The 17980-nt window shown below is 72.6% G+C and carries 18 protein-coding genes; 11 read left to right on the forward strand and 7 right to left on the reverse strand.

The window, feature by feature from the left end; genetic code table 11:
- Positions 1–4: 4 nt before the first annotated feature.
- The 7 genes from EXE59_RS16250 to pcaH are packed head-to-tail and all read right to left on the reverse strand — an operon-like array spanning position 5 to position 6352.
- Positions 5–673, reverse strand: a complete 669-nt coding sequence (locus EXE59_RS16250) for a 3-oxoacid CoA-transferase subunit B (protein WP_135839833.1) — start codon at positions 671–673, stop codon at positions 5–7.
- On the reverse strand, positions 670–1332 hold the full coding sequence (locus tag EXE59_RS16255; RefSeq protein ID WP_135839834.1) for a 3-oxoacid CoA-transferase subunit A: 663 nt from the start codon (positions 1330–1332) through the stop codon (positions 670–672). The genes EXE59_RS16250 and EXE59_RS16255 overlap by 4 nt, the downstream gene beginning before the upstream one ends.
- Complete coding sequence (locus EXE59_RS16260) at positions 1329–2534, reverse strand: thiolase family protein (RefSeq protein ID WP_135839835.1); 1206 nt, start codon at positions 2532–2534, stop codon at positions 1329–1331. The genes EXE59_RS16255 and EXE59_RS16260 overlap by 4 nt, the downstream gene beginning before the upstream one ends.
- Entirely contained in the window at positions 2531–3736 is a 1206-nt protein-coding gene (gene pcaDC, locus EXE59_RS16265; RefSeq protein ID WP_135839836.1) for a bifunctional 3-oxoadipate enol-lactonase/4-carboxymuconolactone decarboxylase PcaDC, read from the reverse strand. The genes EXE59_RS16260 and pcaDC overlap by 4 nt, the downstream gene beginning before the upstream one ends.
- Positions 3733–4980 carry a lyase family protein gene (locus EXE59_RS16270; RefSeq protein ID WP_135839837.1) on the reverse strand — a complete coding sequence of 416 codons (1248 nt, stop codon included), beginning with the start codon at positions 4978–4980 and terminating at the stop codon, positions 3733–3735. The genes pcaDC and EXE59_RS16270 overlap by 4 nt, the downstream gene beginning before the upstream one ends.
- Positions 4980–5549, reverse strand: coding sequence for a protocatechuate 3,4-dioxygenase subunit alpha (gene pcaG / locus EXE59_RS16275; protein WP_135839838.1), 570 nt, complete (start codon positions 5547–5549; stop codon positions 4980–4982). The genes EXE59_RS16270 and pcaG overlap by 1 nt, the downstream gene beginning before the upstream one ends.
- A complete protein-coding gene (pcaH, locus tag EXE59_RS16280) occupies positions 5546–6352 on the reverse strand; it encodes a protocatechuate 3,4-dioxygenase subunit beta (protein WP_246056834.1) in 807 nt (268 codons plus the stop codon). Before pcaH ends, pcaG begins: the two co-directional genes overlap by 4 nt.
- A 70-nt stretch (positions 6353–6422) precedes the next feature.
- Here pcaH and EXE59_RS16285 point away from each other — a divergent pair, with 70 nt between their 5' ends.
- From EXE59_RS16285 to EXE59_RS16335, 11 genes are all read left to right on the forward strand, one after another.
- A complete protein-coding gene (locus EXE59_RS16285; protein ID WP_135839840.1) occupies positions 6423–7205 on the forward strand; it encodes an IclR family transcriptional regulator in 783 nt (260 codons plus the stop codon).
- 51 nt (positions 7206–7256) lie between these two features.
- Positions 7257–8450 carry a 4-hydroxybenzoate 3-monooxygenase gene (locus EXE59_RS16290; protein ID WP_210429037.1) on the forward strand — a complete coding sequence of 398 codons (1194 nt, stop codon included), beginning with the start codon at positions 7257–7259 and terminating at the stop codon, positions 8448–8450.
- Between the two features lie 2 nt (positions 8451–8452).
- Entirely contained in the window at positions 8453–9142 is a 690-nt protein-coding gene (locus EXE59_RS16295; protein WP_135839842.1) for an HD domain-containing protein, read from the forward strand.
- 104 nt (positions 9143–9246) lie between these two features.
- On the forward strand, positions 9247–10437 hold the full coding sequence (locus tag EXE59_RS16300; protein ID WP_135839843.1) for an MBL fold metallo-hydrolase: 1191 nt from the start codon (positions 9247–9249) through the stop codon (positions 10435–10437).
- Between the two features lie 20 nt (positions 10438–10457).
- On the forward strand, positions 10458–11243 hold the full coding sequence (locus EXE59_RS16305; RefSeq protein ID WP_135839844.1) for an IclR family transcriptional regulator: 786 nt from the start codon (positions 10458–10460) through the stop codon (positions 11241–11243).
- Between the two features lie 112 nt (positions 11244–11355).
- Positions 11356–12654 carry a cytochrome P450 gene (locus EXE59_RS16310; protein ID WP_135839845.1) on the forward strand — a complete coding sequence of 433 codons (1299 nt, stop codon included), beginning with the start codon at positions 11356–11358 and terminating at the stop codon, positions 12652–12654.
- Complete coding sequence (locus EXE59_RS16315) at positions 12651–13727, forward strand: PEP/pyruvate-binding domain-containing protein (protein ID WP_135839846.1); 1077 nt, start codon at positions 12651–12653, stop codon at positions 13725–13727. Before EXE59_RS16310 ends, EXE59_RS16315 begins: the two co-directional genes overlap by 4 nt.
- A 31-nt stretch (positions 13728–13758) precedes the next feature.
- Entirely contained in the window at positions 13759–15579 is a 1821-nt protein-coding gene (locus EXE59_RS16320) for a PEP-utilizing enzyme (protein ID WP_135839847.1), read from the forward strand.
- A gap of 2 nt (positions 15580–15581) precedes the next feature.
- Positions 15582–16346, forward strand: a complete 765-nt coding sequence (locus tag EXE59_RS16325; protein WP_135839848.1) for an SDR family NAD(P)-dependent oxidoreductase — start codon at positions 15582–15584, stop codon at positions 16344–16346.
- Between the two features lie 27 nt (positions 16347–16373).
- The gene (locus EXE59_RS16330) at positions 16374–16694 is read left to right on the forward strand and encodes a 2Fe-2S iron-sulfur cluster-binding protein (RefSeq protein WP_135839849.1); all 321 of its coding nucleotides are present in this window, start codon (positions 16374–16376) and stop codon (positions 16692–16694) included.
- A 5-nt stretch (positions 16695–16699) separates the two neighbouring features.
- Positions 16700–17980 carry an NAD(P)/FAD-dependent oxidoreductase gene (locus EXE59_RS16335; protein ID WP_135839850.1) on the forward strand — a complete coding sequence of 427 codons (1281 nt, stop codon included), beginning with the start codon at positions 16700–16702 and terminating at the stop codon, positions 17978–17980.

Below are 17980 nucleotides of genomic sequence, written 5' to 3' on the forward strand. Positions count from 1 at the left end.
CGCCTCAGGCGCTGCGCAGGTCCAGCCCGGTGCGGCGCCTCAGCTCCTGGAGGGTGATCCCGTACGTCGCCTGCACGCTCGGGCCGTCCGGACCCACGTCGACGATGGCGTGGTCGGTGTAGACCCGGCTGACGCAGGCGACGCCGGTGAGCGGGTAGGTGCAGGCCTCGACCAGCTTGGAGCTGCCGTCGCGCGTGAACAGCGACATCATCACGAAGACGTCCTTGGCCCCGATGGCGAGGTCCATCGCGCCGCCGACGGCGGGGATCGCCTCGGGCTCGCCGGTGTGCCAGTTGGCGAGGTCGCCGCCGGTGGAGACCTGGAAGGCACCGAGGACGCAGACGTCGAGGTGGCCGCCGCGCATCATGGCGAAGGAGTCGGCGTGGTGGAAGTACGACGCCCCGGGGGTCTCGATGACGGGGATCTTGCCGGCGTTGACGAGGTCGGGGTCGACCTCGTCGCCGACGGCGGCGCGGCCCATGCCGAGCATGCCGTTCTCGGTGTGGAGCACGACGCCCTGTGCGGGGGTGAGGTGGTCGGCGACGGTGGTGGGCTGACCGATCCCGAGGTTGACGAAGGCGCCGTGGGGGATGTCGGCGGCGACCAGGGCGGCGAGCTCGTCCTTGGACAGCGGACCGCGATCGGTGTGCTCGACGAGCAGGGAGTCGGTCATGAGGTGTGCACCACCCGGTCGACGAAGATGCTCGGGGTCACGACGTTCTCGGGGTCGAGGTCGCCGGTGTCCACGACGTCGTCGACCTGGACGATCGTGGTGGTGGCGGCGGTGGCCATGACCGGTCCGAAGTTGCGAGCGGTCTTGCGGTAGACGAGGTTGCCCATCCGGTCGGCGCGGTGGGCCTTGATCAGCGCGAAGTCGCCGCGGATCGGGTGCTCGAGGACGTAGTCGCGGCCCTCGATCGTGCGCCGCTCCTTGCCCTCGGCGAGCGGGGTGCCGACGCCGGTGGGGGAGAAGAACGCGCCGATGCCGGCGCCTGCGGCGCGCATCCGCTCGGCGAGGTTGCCCTGCGGCACCACCTCGAGCTCGATGCGGCCGGTGCGGTAGAGGTCGTCGAAGACCCAGGAGTCGCTCTGGCGGGGGAAGGAGCAGATGATCTTCCGTACGTGGCCGGTCGCGAGCAGCGCGGCGAGGCCGTGGTCGCCGTTGCCGGCGTTGTTGTTGACCACGGTCAGGTCGGCGGCGCCCTGCAGGCGCAGCGCGTCGATGAGCTCGGTCGGCTGCCCGGCGAGCCCGAAGCCGCCGATGAGCACGGTCGCTCCGTCGGGGATGTCGGCGACGGCCTCGGCGGGGTCGGTGAGGTGGGTGGTGGTCATGCGGCGTCCTCGTTCTCGAGCACCACGGCGAGGCCCTGGCCGACGCCGATGCAGATCGCAGCGACCCCCCAGCGGTGCCCGTCGGCGCGCATGGCGGCGGCGAGCGTGCCGAGGACGCGACCGCCGGACGCTCCCAGTGGGTGGCCGAGCGCGATCGCGCCGCCGCGGGTGTTGACGACCTCCGGGCCGGCGAGGCCCTGCCGGAGCCAGGCGTCGACGCAGACGAGGGACTGCACGGCGAAGGCCTCGTTGAGCTCGACGACCCCGACGTCGGACCAGCCGATGCCGGCTCGGGCGAGGGCCTTGCCGGCCGCCTCGACGGGCGCGAAGCCGAAGCGGTGCGGCTCGACGGCGTGGGTGCCGCGCCCGGCGATGCGGGCGATCGGGTCGCTGCCGATGCGGTCGGCCGCCGCGGCGGAGCCGAGGAGGACGGCGGAGGCGCCGTCGCTGAGAGGCGAGGCGTTGCCGGCGGTGATCGTGCCGTCGGGCCGGAACGACGGCTTGAGCGCGGACAGCGTCTCGGGGGAGGCGTCCGGGCGGATGCCCTCGTCGCGGGCGAGGTCCACGCCCTCGACGGGCACGACGAGGTCGTCGTAGAAGCCCGACTCCCACGCCTCGTGCGCGAGTCGGTGGGAGCGCGCCGCGAAGGCGTCCTGGCGCTCGCGGGGGACGTCGTGGATGTCCTGGAGCTGCTCGTTGGACTCACCCAGCGACACGGTCCACTCCTCGGGCATGCGCGGGTTGACCAGCCGCCAGCCCAGCGTCGTCGAGACCAGCTCGGTGTTGGCCGCGGGGAACGCGCGCTCGGGCTTGGGCAGCACCCAGGGGGCGCGGGTCATCGACTCGACGCCACCGGTGAGGACGATGTCGGCGTCGCCGGTCTCGATGGTGCGCGAGCCGATCATCGCGGCGTCCAGGGACGATCCGCAGAGGCGGTTGACCGAGGTGCCGGGCACCGAGACCGGGAGGCCGGCGAGCAGGGCGGCCATGCGGGCGACGTTGCGGTTGTCCTCGCCCGCGCCGTTGGCGTTGCCGAGCACGACCTCGTCGACCTCGGCCGGGTCGAGCCCGGTGCGCGCGAGGGCCGCCCGGAGCACGCCGGCGGCGAGGTCGTCGGGACGGGTCTTCGCCAGCGCCCCACCGAAGCGGCCGAACGGCGTGCGGACCGTCGCGTAGAGGTGGGCCTGCGGGGTGCTGCTCATGAGGGAGTGTCCTTCGGGTCGTGCTCGAGGTCGTCGAGGGTGGTCTGCGCGATGCGGAAGGCGGTGTTGGCGTCGGGCACACCGCAGTAGATCGCGGTCTGCAGGATCAGCTCCTTGATCTCGTCGTCGGTCAGTCCGTTGGTGCGGGCCGCGCGGAGGTGCATCGCGAGCTCCTCGTGGTGCGCGCGGGCGATGAGCGCGGTGAGGGTGATCATGGAGCGGCTGCGGCGGTCGAGACCGGGACGGGTCCAGATGCCACCCCAGGCGTAGTCGGTGATGAGCTCCTGGAACTCGCGGGTCAGGTCGGTCGCGGATGCGGTGGCCCGGTCGACGTGGGCGTCGCCCAGCACCTCGCGACGGACCTTCATGCCCGCCTCGACGCGTCCGGCGACCGTGTCCGGTGGGCCTGCGAGGCCGGCCACCTCCCGGATCGCCGCCGCGGTCTCGGCGGGTGCCTCGACGGGCGCCTGGTGCGCCACCCGGTCGAGCACGAACAGCCGGCCGTCCGACACCCCGTGGGCGACCTCGGCCATGCCGGCGACCGGCGCGGCGACGTCGTACGCCCCGGCGACCGCGACGACCGGTGCGGTGATCTCGCCGAGCCGGTCGCGCACGTCGAAGGTGGCGAGCGCCCCGCACACCGAGGCGTAGCCGAAGCGGTCCGCCTCCTGGAGCGCGCGGAGGAGCCCGGTCACGAGCTCGGGCTGCTCCTCGATGAACCCGGGGCGGAACCAGCGTCGAGCCGATCCCTCCACCATGACGGGTGTGCCGGAGCGGCGGACGAGGTCGGCGCGCTCGCGCCACATCGCCTCGTCCCCCAGCCGGGCACCGGAGCACACGACCGCGGCAGCGCGGACGCGCTCGGGCGCGTCGAGCAGCAGCTGGAGCCCGACCGCACCGCCCACGGAGTCGCCTGCGTGGACGAACGACCCGCCGGCCTCCCCCCGCGCGGCGAGGACCCCGTCGACGAAGGCCAGCACCCCCGCGGCGAGGTCGGTCATGGTGGGGTCCTCGGTCGGGACGGAGCGGTTCACGCCGTGACCGGGCAGGTCCCAGGCGACGACGTGGAAGTCGTCGCCCAGGAGCGCCGCGACGGGGGACCACAGCGCGGTGGCCGACGTGCCGAGGGAGGGGCCGCAGACCAGCAGCGGCAGGTCGGGCGATCCGGCCAGCTCGACGCCGGCGAGGTGCGGGGTGCTCATGGGTGTCGTCCTCCGGATGCGGCGCGGGCCAGCAGCAGGTCGATCAGCGCGTCGGTGCTGCCGAGGTAGTGCGTGGGGTCGAAGTCGTCCGTCGCAGCGCCGTCGACGAGGCCGGTCAGGCTGCGCTGCTCGGCGAGCAGCCCTGATCCTGCCGCCTGCACCAGCCTGGCCATGCGACCGGTGTCCACGTGCAGGCCCGCGAGGAGCTCGGCGGTCTGGGAGGTCGCGGTCAGGGTGTGGCGACCGAGCCGGGCCAGTGGCGACCACTCGGTGTGCCAGGCGCCGTCCGGTCGCTCGTCGACCGCGGTGGCCGCGGCGAGGTGGAGCTGGGCGGCCAGACCGGGGGTCGTGAGGGCGGCGCGCCGGACCAGCACGGCCAGGACGGGGTTGGCCTTCTGGGGCATGGTCGAGGACCCGCCGCGGCCTTCAACGGCGGGCTCGGCGAGCTCGGCGATCTCGGGGCGGGCGAGCACCAGCACGTCGGCGGCGATCCGGCCGCAGGCGTCGGTGGCGCGGACGAGCGAGTCCGCGACCCGGGTCAGCGGAGCGCGGTTGGTGTGCCACGGCGGGGCGTGGGGGAGGGCGAGCCGGTCGGCGAGGTCCGCCGCCAGGGCCACCGCGTCGCCCCCGCCCACGGCGAGTCGCAGCAGCTCGGCAGACGCGGCCAGGGTGCCGGCAGCGCCGCCCACCTGCGCGGGAAGGCGGTCCCGCGCGTCGACGAGGTCGTCCCGCGCGTCGAGGACGCCGTGCAACCACTGGGCCGCCTTGAGCCCGAAGGTGATCGGCACCGCGTGCTGGGTCAGGGTGCGGCCGGCCATCGGGTCCGAACGGTGTCGCTCGGCCAGGGCGGCCAGGGCGGCCACCTGCTCGTCGAGCCGCGTCAGGACGGCGTCCACGGCGTCACGCAGGGCGAGCACGAGCGCGGTGTCGAGCACGTCCTGGCTGGTGAGGCCCCGATGCAGCCAACGAGCGGCCTCGGGGTGGGGGCCGGCCAGCCGCTCACGGACGTCCGCGAGGAGCGGGATCACGACGTTGCCCCCTGCCTCGGAGGCCACCGCGAGAGCCTGGAGGTCGAGCCGGGCGGCCAGGGGCTCCACGTCCACCTGGGCGGCCGAGGGGGCGACACCGGCGGCCACCAGGGCCGCGAGCCAGGCGCTCTCGACGCGGAGCGCTGCCCGGACGACGGCCGCGTCCGTGAGGTGGTCGCCGGCGCGGTGGTCGCCCGGCCACAGCAGGTCGGCCATCAGGCCTCGCCGAAGTCGAGGAAGACGGTCTCGTCCGTGCCCTGCAGCCGGATGTCGAAGACGTAACCATCGGCGTCCTCGCCGGCGACGAGGGTGTGCCGACGGTCCTCGGGCACCGAGGTCAGCACCGGGTCACCGGCGGCCACGGCGTCCTCGAGGGACAGGTAGGCGCGGGTGACCAGGCGGTGCAGGAGACCGCGGGCGAAGACGGTCACCGCGAAGAAGGGCGTCTGCACTCCCGCCGTCGCGCCCGGGCGGACGGTGGTGAAGGAGTAGTGGCCGGTGTCGTCCACGGGCGTGCGGCCGAAGCCGGTGAAGGTCCAGCAGTCGCGGGCCCGGGACCCCTGCACCTGGGCGACCCGGCCGTGCTCGTCGGCCTGCCACAGCTCGATCAGGGCGTCGGGCACCGGCTCTCCCGCCCCGTCGTACACGGTGCCGTGCAGCCGGATCGCGGCCGGGTGGCTGCGTGGGACGAGGTCGGCTCCGCCGTCGAAGGGGAGCGCGTAGCCGAAGAAGGGGCCGACGGTCTGGCCGGGCGTGGGCGGCAGCCCGGTCGAGTCCGTGCTCATGCGGTCTCCTCCTCCATCGGGGTCCGGCGGCTGCCGGTCAGCACGATGTCCCACGTGTACCCGGTGGCCCACTCGTGCTGGGTCACGTCGTGGTCGTAGGTCGCCACCAGCCGCGCACGGGCGGCGGGGTCGACGATCGCCTGGTAGATCGGGTCGAGGGCGAACAGCGGGTCGCCCGGGAAGTACATCTGGGTGACCAGCCGCTGGGTGAAGTCGGTCCCGAAGAGGGAGAAGTGGATGTGCGCGGGACGCCACGCGTTGCGGTGGTTCCTCCACGGGTACGGACCGGGCTTGATGGTGGTGAAGCGGTAGCGGCCCTCGTCGTCGGTGAGCATGCGGCCGACGCCGGTGAAGTGCGGGTCGATCGGGGCGGGGTGCTGGTCCCGCTTGTGGATGTAGCGCCCGGCCGAGTTGGCCTGCCAGATCTCGACGAGCTGCCGTCGGACCGGGCGGCCCTCGCCGTCGAGCACGCGACCGGTGACGACCATCCGCTCGCCCACGGGCTCGCCACCGTCCTGGATCGTGAGGTCGGACTCGAGGCGGCCGACGTCGCGGTGGCCGAAGACGGGAGCGAACAGCTCGACCCCCTCGGGGTCCGCGTGGTGCAGGTCCTTGGTGGGGTGGCGGAGCAGGCTGCTGCGGTACGGGGCGTAGTCGAGGCGCGGCTGGGTCTCGGCGCGGCCGCCCTGGCGGAGCGAGGCGTCGTACGCGGTGCTGATCGCCGCCATCTCGGCGTCGATCGCCGACTGGCTCGCCGACGCCGAGTCGGGGCCCGACGACAGGGGCTCGGAGGTCTGGGTCACGGGGCCGACCGTAGCCAGCCCGCCGGTGCTGTGGCTTGCCTTCCTTTCCACTGGACGAAAGGATGCCGGCATGGCAGGCAACTCCGCGAGCGCCGGGCGGTCGGTCACCAGCCGTGCCCTGGCGGTGCTGGGAGCCTTCGACGCGCGGCACCGGAGGCTCACGCTGACGGAGATCGCCGGGCGCGCCGGACTGCCGGTCGCGACGGCGCACCGGCTGGTGGGCGAGCTGGTGGGCTGGGGCGCTCTCGCCCGCACCCCGTCGGGTGAGTACGTCATCGGCCGGCGACTGTGGGACGTCGGGCTGCTCGCGCCCGTCCACAGCGGGCTCCGTGAGCTCGCCTCGCCCTACCTCCACGACCTCTACGGAGCGACCCTCGCGACGGTCCACCTGGCGGTGCGCGACGGGCTCCAGGTGCTCTACGTCGACCGGCTCTCCGGGCATGCCTCCGTCCCGGTGGTGAGCACCATCGGGTCGCGCCTGCCCCTGCACGCCACCGGGGTCGGCAAGGTGCTGCTGGCCCACGCGCCACCCGAGGTCCAGGAGGCGGTGATGGGCTCGCTCACGCGGATCACGCCGTACACCATCAGCCAGCCCGGCCGGCTGCGACGCCAGCTGGAGGCCGTCCTCGAGGACGACCACGCGACGACCGTCGAGGAGATGACGCTCGGCGCCTGCTCGGTGGCGGTGCCGATCCGCGCGGGGACCCAGGTGGTGGCCGCGCTGGGCGTGGTGGTGCCGACCCTGCAGCCACGTGAGCGCGACCGCCTGGTGAGCGCCATGCAGGTGGCGGCGCGCGGGGTGGGCCGCCACCTGCCGTCCGTCTCGGACGGCGACCGAGTCGACTTCCGCTGAGCGGAACGCCCCCGTGGCAGTGCGCCGCGCGGCGGGCCGATGATGCAGCGCATGGCCACCACCCCCGTCCCTGTCCGCACCCAGGTCGCGATCGTCGGTGCCGGTCCGGCCGCGCTGATGCTGTCCCACCTGCTCGCCCGCGCCGGCATCGACTCCGTCGCGATCGACCTGCGCACCCGCGAGGAGATCGAGCAGACGCACCGCGCCGGGATCCTCGAGCAGGACTCCGTGGACCTCCTCGTCGACTCCGGGGTGTCCGACCGCGTGCTCCGCGACGGCTACCGGCACGACGGCATCGAGCTCGCCTTCGGCGGTGGATCGCACCGCATCGACTTCCGCGGGCTGGTCGGGGCGTCGACCCAGCTCTACCCGCAGACCGATGTCTTCATCGACCTCGCCGACGCCCGCGCCCGCGACGGAGGGGACGTGCGGTTCGGCGTCACGGACGTCGAGGTGGGCGGGCTCACCGACCGCCCGGTCGTGCGCTTCACGGCCAGTGACGGGCTGGCCCACGAGGTCCGCGCCGACTTCCTCGTCGGGGCCGACGGGTCGCGCAGCCTGTGCCGCCGCGCGGTGCCGGAGGCCGAGCGCCTCCAGTACTTCCGGGAGTACCCGTTCGCCTGGTTCGGCATCCTCGCCGAGGCGCCCCCGAGCGCCCCCGAGCTGATCTACAACCACTCTCCGCACGGGTTCGCGCTCATCAGCCAGCGCACCGAGACCCTCCAGCGGATGTACTTCCAGTGCGATCCCGCCGAGGACGCCACCACGTGGTCGGACGACCGCATCTGGGAGAGGCTCCAGGCCGCGGTGGGCGCCAACGGCCACACGCTCGCGGAGGGCGCGATCACCTCGCGCACGGTGCTGCCCTTCCGCAGCTTCGTCCAGGAGCCGATGCACCACGGCCGGATGGTGCTCGCGGGCGACGCCGCCCACACGGTGCCGCCCACGGGCGCCAAGGGCCTCAACCTCGCGCTGGCCGACGTACGGGTCCTCGCCGAGGAGCTGGAGCGGGCGGTCGACAAGGACGACCCGGCTCCGCTGGCGTCCTACAGCGAGAGGGCGCTGGCCCGGGTCTGGAAGGCCCAGCACTTCTCCTACTGGATGACCACGATGCTGCACACGCTGCCCGACGCGACCCCGTTCGACGTACGCCGCCAGGAGGGCGAGCTGGCCGCCGTGACCGGGTCGGTGGCGGGGTCGACCTACCTCGCCGAGGCCTACACGGGCTGGCCCGGGGCGCGCTGAGCATGGCGCTGCCGCCGCAGGAACCGTCCGCGAACCACCTCGGCACGGACGTCACGCCCTTCCTGCCCGACCCGACCACCGTGACCGGCACTGCCGGGTTCCGGCCCGCGGACGCAGAGGTGTGGCGGCTCGCCGTCGAGCACCTCCACGTGCGCAGCAACGACGCCCACACGGCGTACTCGTACGGACTGGCGGCGGCGCTGTGCGACCTGCACCCCGACGCCGACCGCGACGTCGTGCTGCCCGCGATCATCCTCCACGACACCGGCTGGTCGCGGGTCGCCGCGGACGAGGTGCTCGAGGCGATCCGGCCCGGCGGGGGTCGCGAGGACCTGGTGATCCGTCACGAGAAGGAGGGCGCCGCGATCGCGAGCGACGTGCTGGGCCGACTCGGTCGCGACCCGGCCCGCACGGCTGAGATCGTGGGGATCATCGACGGCCACGACTCGCGCCTCACCTCGCTCTCCCTCAACGACGCCCTGGTCAAGGACGCCGACAAGCTCTGGCGGCTCACGCCCCACGGAGTGGAGACGGTGATGGACTGGTTCGGCCTGACCCGACAGCAGGCGCACGTGCTGATCGGCAGCCGGGTGCACGACCACCTCTTCACCGACGCGGCACGCACCATGGCGCGGGCCCTGGCCGCGGTCGCCCTCATCGACAGCGCGCCCCAGCGGACAGCGCTCGGCTGACGTCCACACCAACGCGGTTCCGTCCGACGGAAGCCGTCGATGGTCCTCGCTGCCCGGCGCCGGTGAGACTCCCGCCACCGTCCACCACCACGAGGAGCAACCCCATGTGCGGATCCGTCAACGACCTGGCCCGGGCCACGCTGAGCAGGCGGGGCCTCCTCGCCGGCGCCGGCACGGCAGCCGTCGGAGCCTCGCTCTCCGGCGCCGCGGGCCCCGCGGGTGCAGCCCCGGCCACGGCCCCGCGGACTGCACGCGGGCACCGTACCCAGCTGGTGCTGCTCGGCACCTCCGGAGGGCCGGCGTACTGGCCGGGGTCCACCCGCGCCGGGATCGCCTCGGCGGTGGTCGTGGGTGACCGGTTCTACCTCGTCGACTGCGGCTCCGGCGTGGTGCGGCAGGCGAGGTCGGCCGGGCTGGGCAACGCCTCCCACGACACCGACGGCCCGCTGGACGCCCTGCGCGGGGTGTTCCTGACCCACCTCCACTCCGACCACGTGGTCGACCTCAACAACGTGCTCACCGAGGGCCTGTTCAACGGGCTCCACCTCGTGGACCGGCAGGTCCCGATCTGGGGGCCGGGCAACCGTGGGGGCCTTCCGCCGCTCTTCGGGCCGCCTCCCGCACCGCCGGTCGTGGCGCCGGACAGCCCGACGCCGGGCACGCGCGAGATGGTGGACCTGATGGTCAGGACGTTCGCCACCGACTACAACGACCGGGCCCTCGACAACCGCAAGCCCGTCCCGAGCCAGCTCTTCGCCGGCCACGACGTCCCGATCCCGGCCCACCTGCTTGCCGACCCCAACGGGACGCCCTGCCCTCGCATGTCGCCCGTGACCTTCTTCGAGGACGACCTCGTGCGCGTCTCCGCCACGCTCGTGCAGCACGCACCCGTCTTCCCGGCGCTGGCGTTCCGGTTCGAGACCGAGGACGGCAGCATCGTCTTCTCCGGTGACACGGGGCCGACCGAGAACCTCGTCGAGCTCGCCCGGGACGCCGACGTGCTGGTGCACGAGGTGATCGACCGCGAGTGGGTCGAGATGTTGCTGCCCGAGCCGCGCACCCCTGCCCAGGAGGGCCTCGTCAACCACCTCCTCCACGCCCACACGGAGGTCACCGACGTCGGAGCGATCGCGGAGGCCGCGGGTGCGCGTACGCTCGTGCTGTCCCACCTCGTGCCGGGCAGCTGGCCCGAGCACAAGTGGCGCCGCGCCCACACCGGCTACTCCGGAGAGCTCGTCGTCGGTCGAGACCTCGACCGCATCGGAGTCGGCCGTCGGACACGACGCCGGCGGTGAGCGAGCGGCAGGAGGCGTGAGTGCGCGGTGACGGACGAACGGTCACCTCGAAGGCCCTCGCCCTGCTCGGTGCCTTCGAGCAGGGTCCCTCCGCGCTCTCGCTGAGCGACCTCGCCGCCCATGCCGACCTCCCGCTGCCCACCGCGCACCGGCTGGTCGGGGAGCTCGTCGAGTGGGGCGCCCTCGAGCGCGACTCGCAGGGGCGCTACACCGTCGGCCTCCGGCTCTGGGAGGTGGCCCAGAACGCCGGCCGCCACCTGCGCGACACCGCACGGCCGCACCTGCAGGACCTCTTCTCGCTGACGAACGAGACGGCGCACCTCGCGATCCGCGAGGGGGACGAGGCGCTCTACATCGACCGCATCTACGGGTCGACCAGGGTGCCGCGCGCCTCCAGGGTCGGAGGGCGCCTGCCGCTGCACGCGACCGCGGTCGGCAAGGTGCTGCTCGCCTTCGAGGAGGACTGGGTCCGCGAGGCCTACCTCACCCACCGGCTGGAGCCGGCCACCAGGCACACGCACGTCAACCCCGGACGGCTGGCCGCCGAGCTGCGCAAGGTGCGCGACGAGGGCTACGCGACCACGCAGGAGGAGGTCCGCGAGGGGTCGTGCTCGATCGCCGTGCCGGTCCGCCTCGACCCGCACCCGGCCGCCATCGGGCTCGTCATGCTCTCGACACAGGGCACCGTCATGACGCGCCACCTGCCCACCCTGCGCGGGGTGGCGCACCGCATCGAGGTGGCTGCCGCGCGCCCGCAGCCGAGCGTCCTGCGGCTCCCGCGCCGCATCCCGCGCCGCCAGGGCTGATCCACGCGGGACGCACTTCCGTCCAACGGAAGATGCACGTGGACCCCGGATGTGCGCCGGGTCACGATGTGGTGGTCGTCACCCGGCGACACGACTTCCCAGGAGGCGCCCGATGACGTCGACCCCGACCTCGACCGGAGCGGCCCGCGGCTGCCCGGTCCACCACGGCTACGAGCCGTTCGCGATGGACGACCCGTTCCCGTCGTACGCCGCCCTCCGCGAGGAAGAGCCGGTGATGTTCGACGAGCGGATCGGACACTGGGTGGTGAGCCGCTACGACGACGTCAAGGCGGTCTTCGAGGACTGGGAGACCTTCTCCTCCGAGAACGCGCAGGCACCCGTCCGCGAGCGGGGGGCGCAGGCCAGGCAGATCATGGAGGAGGGCGGGTTCACCGCCTACTCCGGTCTCTCCGCGCGAGTCCCCCCGGACCACACGCGGATCCGCAAGGTCGCCGCGAAGGCGTTCACGCCGCGCCGCTTCAAGGTCCTCGAGCCGGAGATCCGGGCCAACGTGGTGCGGCTCCTCGAGCAGATGCTCACGCGCCCCGACCGTCGCGGCGACCTCGTGCGCGACCTGGCCTACGACGTCCCGACGATCACGATCCTCACCCTGATCGGCGCGGACCTGGGCATGGTCGGCACCTACAAGACCTGGTCGGACTCCCGAGCAGCGATGACCTGGGGCGACCTCAGCGACGACGAGCAGGTGCCGCACGCACACAACCTCGTCGACTACTGGGCCGAGTGCCGCCGCCTGGTCGACGAGGCGCACGAGACCGAGCGCGACAGCCTGGTCGGCGACATGGTCCGCATGCAGGCCGACGGCGACCCCATCACCGACCACGAGATCGCCTCCATCTGCTACTCCCTGCTCTTCGCCGGCCACGAGACGACCACGACGCTGATCTCCAACGCGCTGCGCGTCCTGCTCACCCACCCCGAGCAGTGGCAGCAGGTGGTGGCCGACCCCACCCGCATCCCGGCAGCCGTCGACGAGGTGCTGCGCTACAGCGGCTCGATCGTCGGCTGGCGCCGCCGGGCGCTGCGCGACGCTGAGATCGGGGGAGTGTCGGTCCCGAAGGGCGCCGACATCCTCCTGCTCATGGGATCGGCCAACCGGGACGAGACCAGGTTCGAGGACGGCGAGTCCTTCGACATCGCCCGCCCCAACGCCCGCGAGCACCTCTCGTTCGGCTTCGGCATCCACTACTGCCTCGGCAACATGCTCGCCAAGCTGCAGGCGAAGGTCGCCCTGGAGGAGGTCGCCCGCCTCGCGCCCGGCCTCACCCTCGCCGACGACGCCGACATCCACTTCGGCGACAACCTGTCCTTCCGGGCCCCGATCAGAGTGCCCGTCACCTGGCCCGCCGCCCTCCACGGCGAGTCCCCGACCGAGGAGGTCTCCCGATGAGCGACTACGTCGTCTTCTTCGACAGCGGTCACGACCCCGCCCTCGAGCTCCTGGGCGGCAAGTGCGCTTCCCTCGTCTCGATGACCACGGCCGGCATGCCGGTGCCGCCCGGTTTCGCGGTGACCACGGCCGCCTTCGACCACTTCGTCGACGGCAGCGGGCTGCGCGCGGAGATCCGCGACCGCCTCGCCGAGATCGACCCCGACGACGTCGCGTCGGTCGACCGGGCCTCCGAGCAGATCCGGGACGCCATCGAGTCGCGTGAGGTGCCCGAGGACATGCACGGCGTCCTGCGCACGGCGTACGACGAGCTGATGACGCGGTTCGCCGGCGAGGTCCCGGTCGCCGTCCGCTCCTCCGCGACCGCCGAGGACCTGCCGGACGCCAGCTTCGCGGGCCAGCAGGACACCTACCTCTGGCTGACCGGATACCCCGAGGTGAGCCACCACGTACGCCGGTGCTGGGCGTCGCTCTACACCAGCCGGGCGATCACCTACCGGTTGCGCAACAGCATCCCCGAGGACGACCTGTCGATGGCGGTCGCGGTGCAGAAGATGGTCAACGCCCGCGTCTCGGGTGTCGCGATGACCATGGACCCGTCCAACGGCGACCGCTCCAAGATCGTGGTGGACGCGTCCTGGGGCGTCGGCGAGATGGTCGTCTCCGGCCAGGTGACGCCCGACAACCTCATGCTGGACAAGGTGATGCTCTCGGTCGTGCGTGAGCACATCGGCGACAAGCACGCCGAGCTCGTCCCCGACGCGGCCAGCGGCTCGCTCCTGGAGCGGGAGGTCGAGCCCGAGCGCCAAGCCGTCCGGTGCCTCACCGACACCGAGCTGCACGCCGTCGCGAGCATGGCAAAGCGCGCCGAGCGGCACTACGGCTGCCCCCAGGACATCGAGTGGGCGCTGGACGCCGACCTGCCCGACGGCGACAACCTCCTGCTGCTCCAGTCCCGGCCGGAGACCGTCCACTCGGCCCCCGGCGCCGGTCCCACCCCGGCACCGCCCTCGACCTCGGGACCGACCGGATTCTCCCTGTCCGGTCTCACCACGTCCCTCATCGGCCGCTGAGCCCCAGCGCCGCACACCCCAAGGAACCCGCATGACGATCGAACAGACCATGAAGTCCTTCCCGAAGCCGTCACAGATCGAGGTGCCGGCCGGCGCCGAGGGCTGGGAGGACCTCTACCCCTACAACCTGGTCTTCGACAACGCCCCCGGCGGTGACGAGAAGTTCTGGTTCTGCGACAGCCAGCACTGGCCGACCGTCTTCAAGCCCTTCGAGACCATCGGCGGCGAGTTCGCGGTGAAGTGCCTGGGGCAGTACAACACCCGCCACCTGCTGATCCCGCCGGCCAACGGCATCGAGTTCAAGATCCACCTCGGCTACCTCTACATGAGCCCCGTCGGCGTGCCGGAGGAGGAGATCGCTGCCCGTGTGCCGGAGTTCGAGCGCCGCGCCGGGCACTACTTCCAGAACTGGGACAGCCTCCTCGAGGCCTGGCACTCCAAGGTCCGCGCCACCATCGACGAGATGGAGGACCTCACCTTCGAGGCCCTCCCCGACGCGGTGCCCTTCGACGACATCGTCTCCGGCAAGGCGATGGACGGTTCGCAGGTGCTGATGGAGAACTACGACCGCCTGATCGCTCTGCTCTACCGCAACTGGCAGTACCACTTCGAGTTCCTCAACCTCGGCTACCTCGCCTACCTCGACTTCTTCGGCTTCTGCAAGGACGTGTTCCCCGGCATCCCGGACCAGGCGATCGCCAAGATGGTGCAGGGCGTCGACATGGAGCTGTTCCGGCCCGACGACGAGCTCAAGAAGCTCGCGGTGCAGGCCGTCGAGCTGGGGATCCAGTCCGCCTTCGACGACACCGACGACGTCGAGGGGACCCTGCGAGCGGTGCGCGACGCGGGGGGTGAGGAGTGGCTGGTCGCCTACGAGGCCGCCCAGGACCCGTGGTTCAACTTCACCGTCGGCAACGGCTTCTACGGCCACGACAAGTACTGGCTCGAGCACCAGGACATCCCGCTGGGCTACATCAAGGACTACGTCCGGCGCGTCGACGACGGCCAGGACATCATGCGTCCCGTCGAGCACCTCCTGGCGGAGAAGGAGCGCATCATCGCGGAGTACCGCGAGCTGGTCTCGCCCGAGCTGCAGGCACAGTTCGACGCCAAGCGCGGTCTCGCCGCGACGGCGTACCCCTACGTGGAGAACCACAACTTCTACATCGAGCACTGGGCCATGGGCGTCTTCTGGCGCAAGGTGCGCGAGCTCGCCGGCGTGTTCGTCGAGGCCGGCTTCTGGGCCGACCCCGCGGACATGCTCTACCTCAACCGCAACGAGGTCCGGGACGCGATCTTCGACCTGGTCACGGGATGGGCGGTCGGGGCGGAGTCGACCGGCCCGCACTACTGGCCCGCCGAGATCGAGCGCCGCCGCGTCATCATCGACGCGCTCTCCACCCGTCGCCCGCAGCCGGCACTCAACACGCCACCCGCGCAGATCACCGAGCCCTTCACGATGATGCTCTACGGCATCACCACCGAGCAGGTGCAGCAGTGGCTGGCAGGGGACGAGGGCTCCGAGGACGGCGCCATCACCGGCATGGCTGCCTCACCGGGCGTCGTCGAGGGCCTGGCCCGCGTGATCACGTCGGCCGACCAGCTCGGCGAGGTGCAGGAGGGCGAGATCCTCGTCGCCACCATCACCGCCCCGTCGTGGGGGCCGATCTTCGGCAAGATCCGGGCCACCGTCACCGACATCGGCGGCATGATGAGCCACGCCGCCATCGTGTGCCGCGAGTACGGGCTCCCCGCCGTCACCGGCACGGGATCGGCCTCGACCACGATCGTGACCGGCCAGCGGATCCGCGTCGACGGCAACGCCGGCCGGGTCGAGATCCTCCAGGACTGACGATGACGGACTCGCACACCCACGACCCGGTCCGCACCGTCCTCGTGACGGGTGCGGGCGGGGGCCTGGGGCGGGCCTTCGCGCTCGGCTTCGCCTCCCGCGGCCACCGTGTCGCCGTGGCCGACATCGACGTCGACGGTGCCGAGGAGACGGCCCGCCTCGTCAAGGACACCGGCGCCGAGGCCTGGTCGGGCCGCGTCGACGTCACCGACGAGGCGTCGACCCGCGAGCTGGCCGAGCAGGTGGCCGACTTCGGCGACGGGACCATCGACGTGCTGGTCAACAAGGCCGCCGTCTACGGCACCGTCACCCGTTCGCCGCTCGAGGACATCGACCCGGCGGAGTGGGACCTCGTGATGGCCGTGAACCTCAAGGGCCCCTGGCTCATGACGCGCGCGGTCAGCCCCTACCTCCCCGACGGCGGCCGGGTCGTCAACCTCTCCTCGGCCACGGTCTACTCGGGCTCGGAGCACTGGGCCCACTACGTCGCCTCCAAGGGCGGCGTCATCGCCCTCACGCGGGTGATGGCCAGGGAGCTCGGCCGTCGCGGCGTCACCGTCAACGCCATCGCGCCGGGCTTCACCCTGACCGAGGCGAGCCGCGGCCTGCTCGAGGACGCCGAGTCCTACGGCGTCGACCGCGGATCGCTGCGCCGGGCCAGCCAGCCCGACGACATCGTCGGTGCCGCGCTCTACCTCGCCGGCCCCGACAGCGGCTTCGTGACCGGCCAGACCCTGGTCGTCGACGGCGGCCGCCAGTTCATCTGACCCACCCACACCAGCTGGAGGAACCACATGTCGACCGTCACCTACACCGACCACGCCGGCGAGTCCCGGGTCGTGGAGGCGACCGTGGGCGACTCGGTCATGGAGACCGCGGTCCGCAACGGCGTGCCGGGCATCGTCGCCGAGTGCGGTGGCTCGCTGTCGTGCGCCACGTGCCACGTCTTCGTCGCCGAGGCCGACCTGGCCTCGCTCCCGCCCATGGACGAGATGGAGGACGAGATGCTCTGGGGCGCGGCCGAGGACCGGCGGGACAACTCCAGGCTGTCCTGCCAGCTCACCGTGACCGAGGGCTCCGACCTGCACGTCACCACGCCGTCCACCCAGGTGTGACCGCCATGACCGACGCGACGCCTGACGGCCTCCTCGTCATCGGCTCCTCCCAGGCCGGCGTCTCGCTCGCCACCTCGCTGCGCGCCCTGGGCTACGACGACCCGATCACCCTGCTCGGCGACGAGAACCACCGCCCCTACCAGCGCCCGGCGCTGTCCAAGGAGTGGCTCCAGGGCGAGATCACCAACGAGTCGCTCATGTTCCGCACCCAGGCCTACTGGGACGAGCACCGCATCGACGTCGTCAAGAACGAGCGCATCGTCCGCATCGACAAGGCCGCGGACGGATCGGGGACGGCGCACTCCCTGTCCGGGGCCACGTTCGCCTTCGACCGTCTCGCGCTGGCCGTGGGCGCCCGGCCGCGGCGCCTGCTCCTCGAGGGGGTGGACCTGCCCGGCGTGCTCTACCTGCGCAACGCCGACGACGCCCTCGAGCTCAAGGCGCGCGTGCCCTCCGTCCGTGACGTCGTCATCATCGGCGGCGGCTTCATCGGCATCGAGGCCGCGGCGTCGCTGCGCAAGATGGGCCGCACCGTGACCCTGCTCGAGGCGGCCCCGCGGCTGGTGCCGCGGGCAGTGGGGGAGGAGACGTCGGCGTACCTCCTCGACCACCACCGCGCCGCCGGCATCGACGTGGTCCTGGGTGCCGACGTACGCCGCATCGTCGGGCGCGGCGACCGCGTGGGCGGGGTCGAGCTGGCCGACGGCCGCGTCGTCGCGGCGGACCTCGTCCTCGTCGGGGTGGGCGTCATCCCCAACACCGAGCTCGCCGAGTCCATCGGGCTCGTGTGCGACAACGGGGTGCGGGTCGACGAGTCGGCGATCGCCTCCGACGGGGTGACCGTGGCCGTCGGCGACTGCGCCAACCAGCCCAACCCCGTCCCCGGTGCACCCGAGGGCGACCGGGTCCGCTTCGAGAGCGTCAACAACGCCATCGAGCAGGCCAAGGTGGCGGCGTACGCCATCACCGGGCGGCGCGAGGAGTACGCCGGCATCCCGTGGTTCTGGTCCAACCAGGGACAGCTCAAGCTCCAGATCGCCGGGCTCTCCTCCGGACACGACCGCACGCTGGTGCGTGCCGAGCCCGACCGGGGCCGGCACTCGGTCCTCTACTACCGCGGCGACCGGCTCCTGGCCGCCGACTGCATCAACCACCCGCTGGACTTCATGGCCGTGCGCAGCGCGCTCTCCAAGGGGCTGGCCATTCCCCACGACGACGCGGCCGACCCGGCCGTCGCGCTCAAGTCCGTCACCGTCGACCCGGCCGCGCTCGTCGCGGCGGAATGA

The sequence above is a fragment of the Nocardioides eburneiflavus genome, from assembly GCF_004785795.1.
Taxonomy (GTDB): Bacteria; Actinomycetota; Actinomycetes; order Propionibacteriales; family Nocardioidaceae; genus Nocardioides; species Nocardioides eburneiflavus.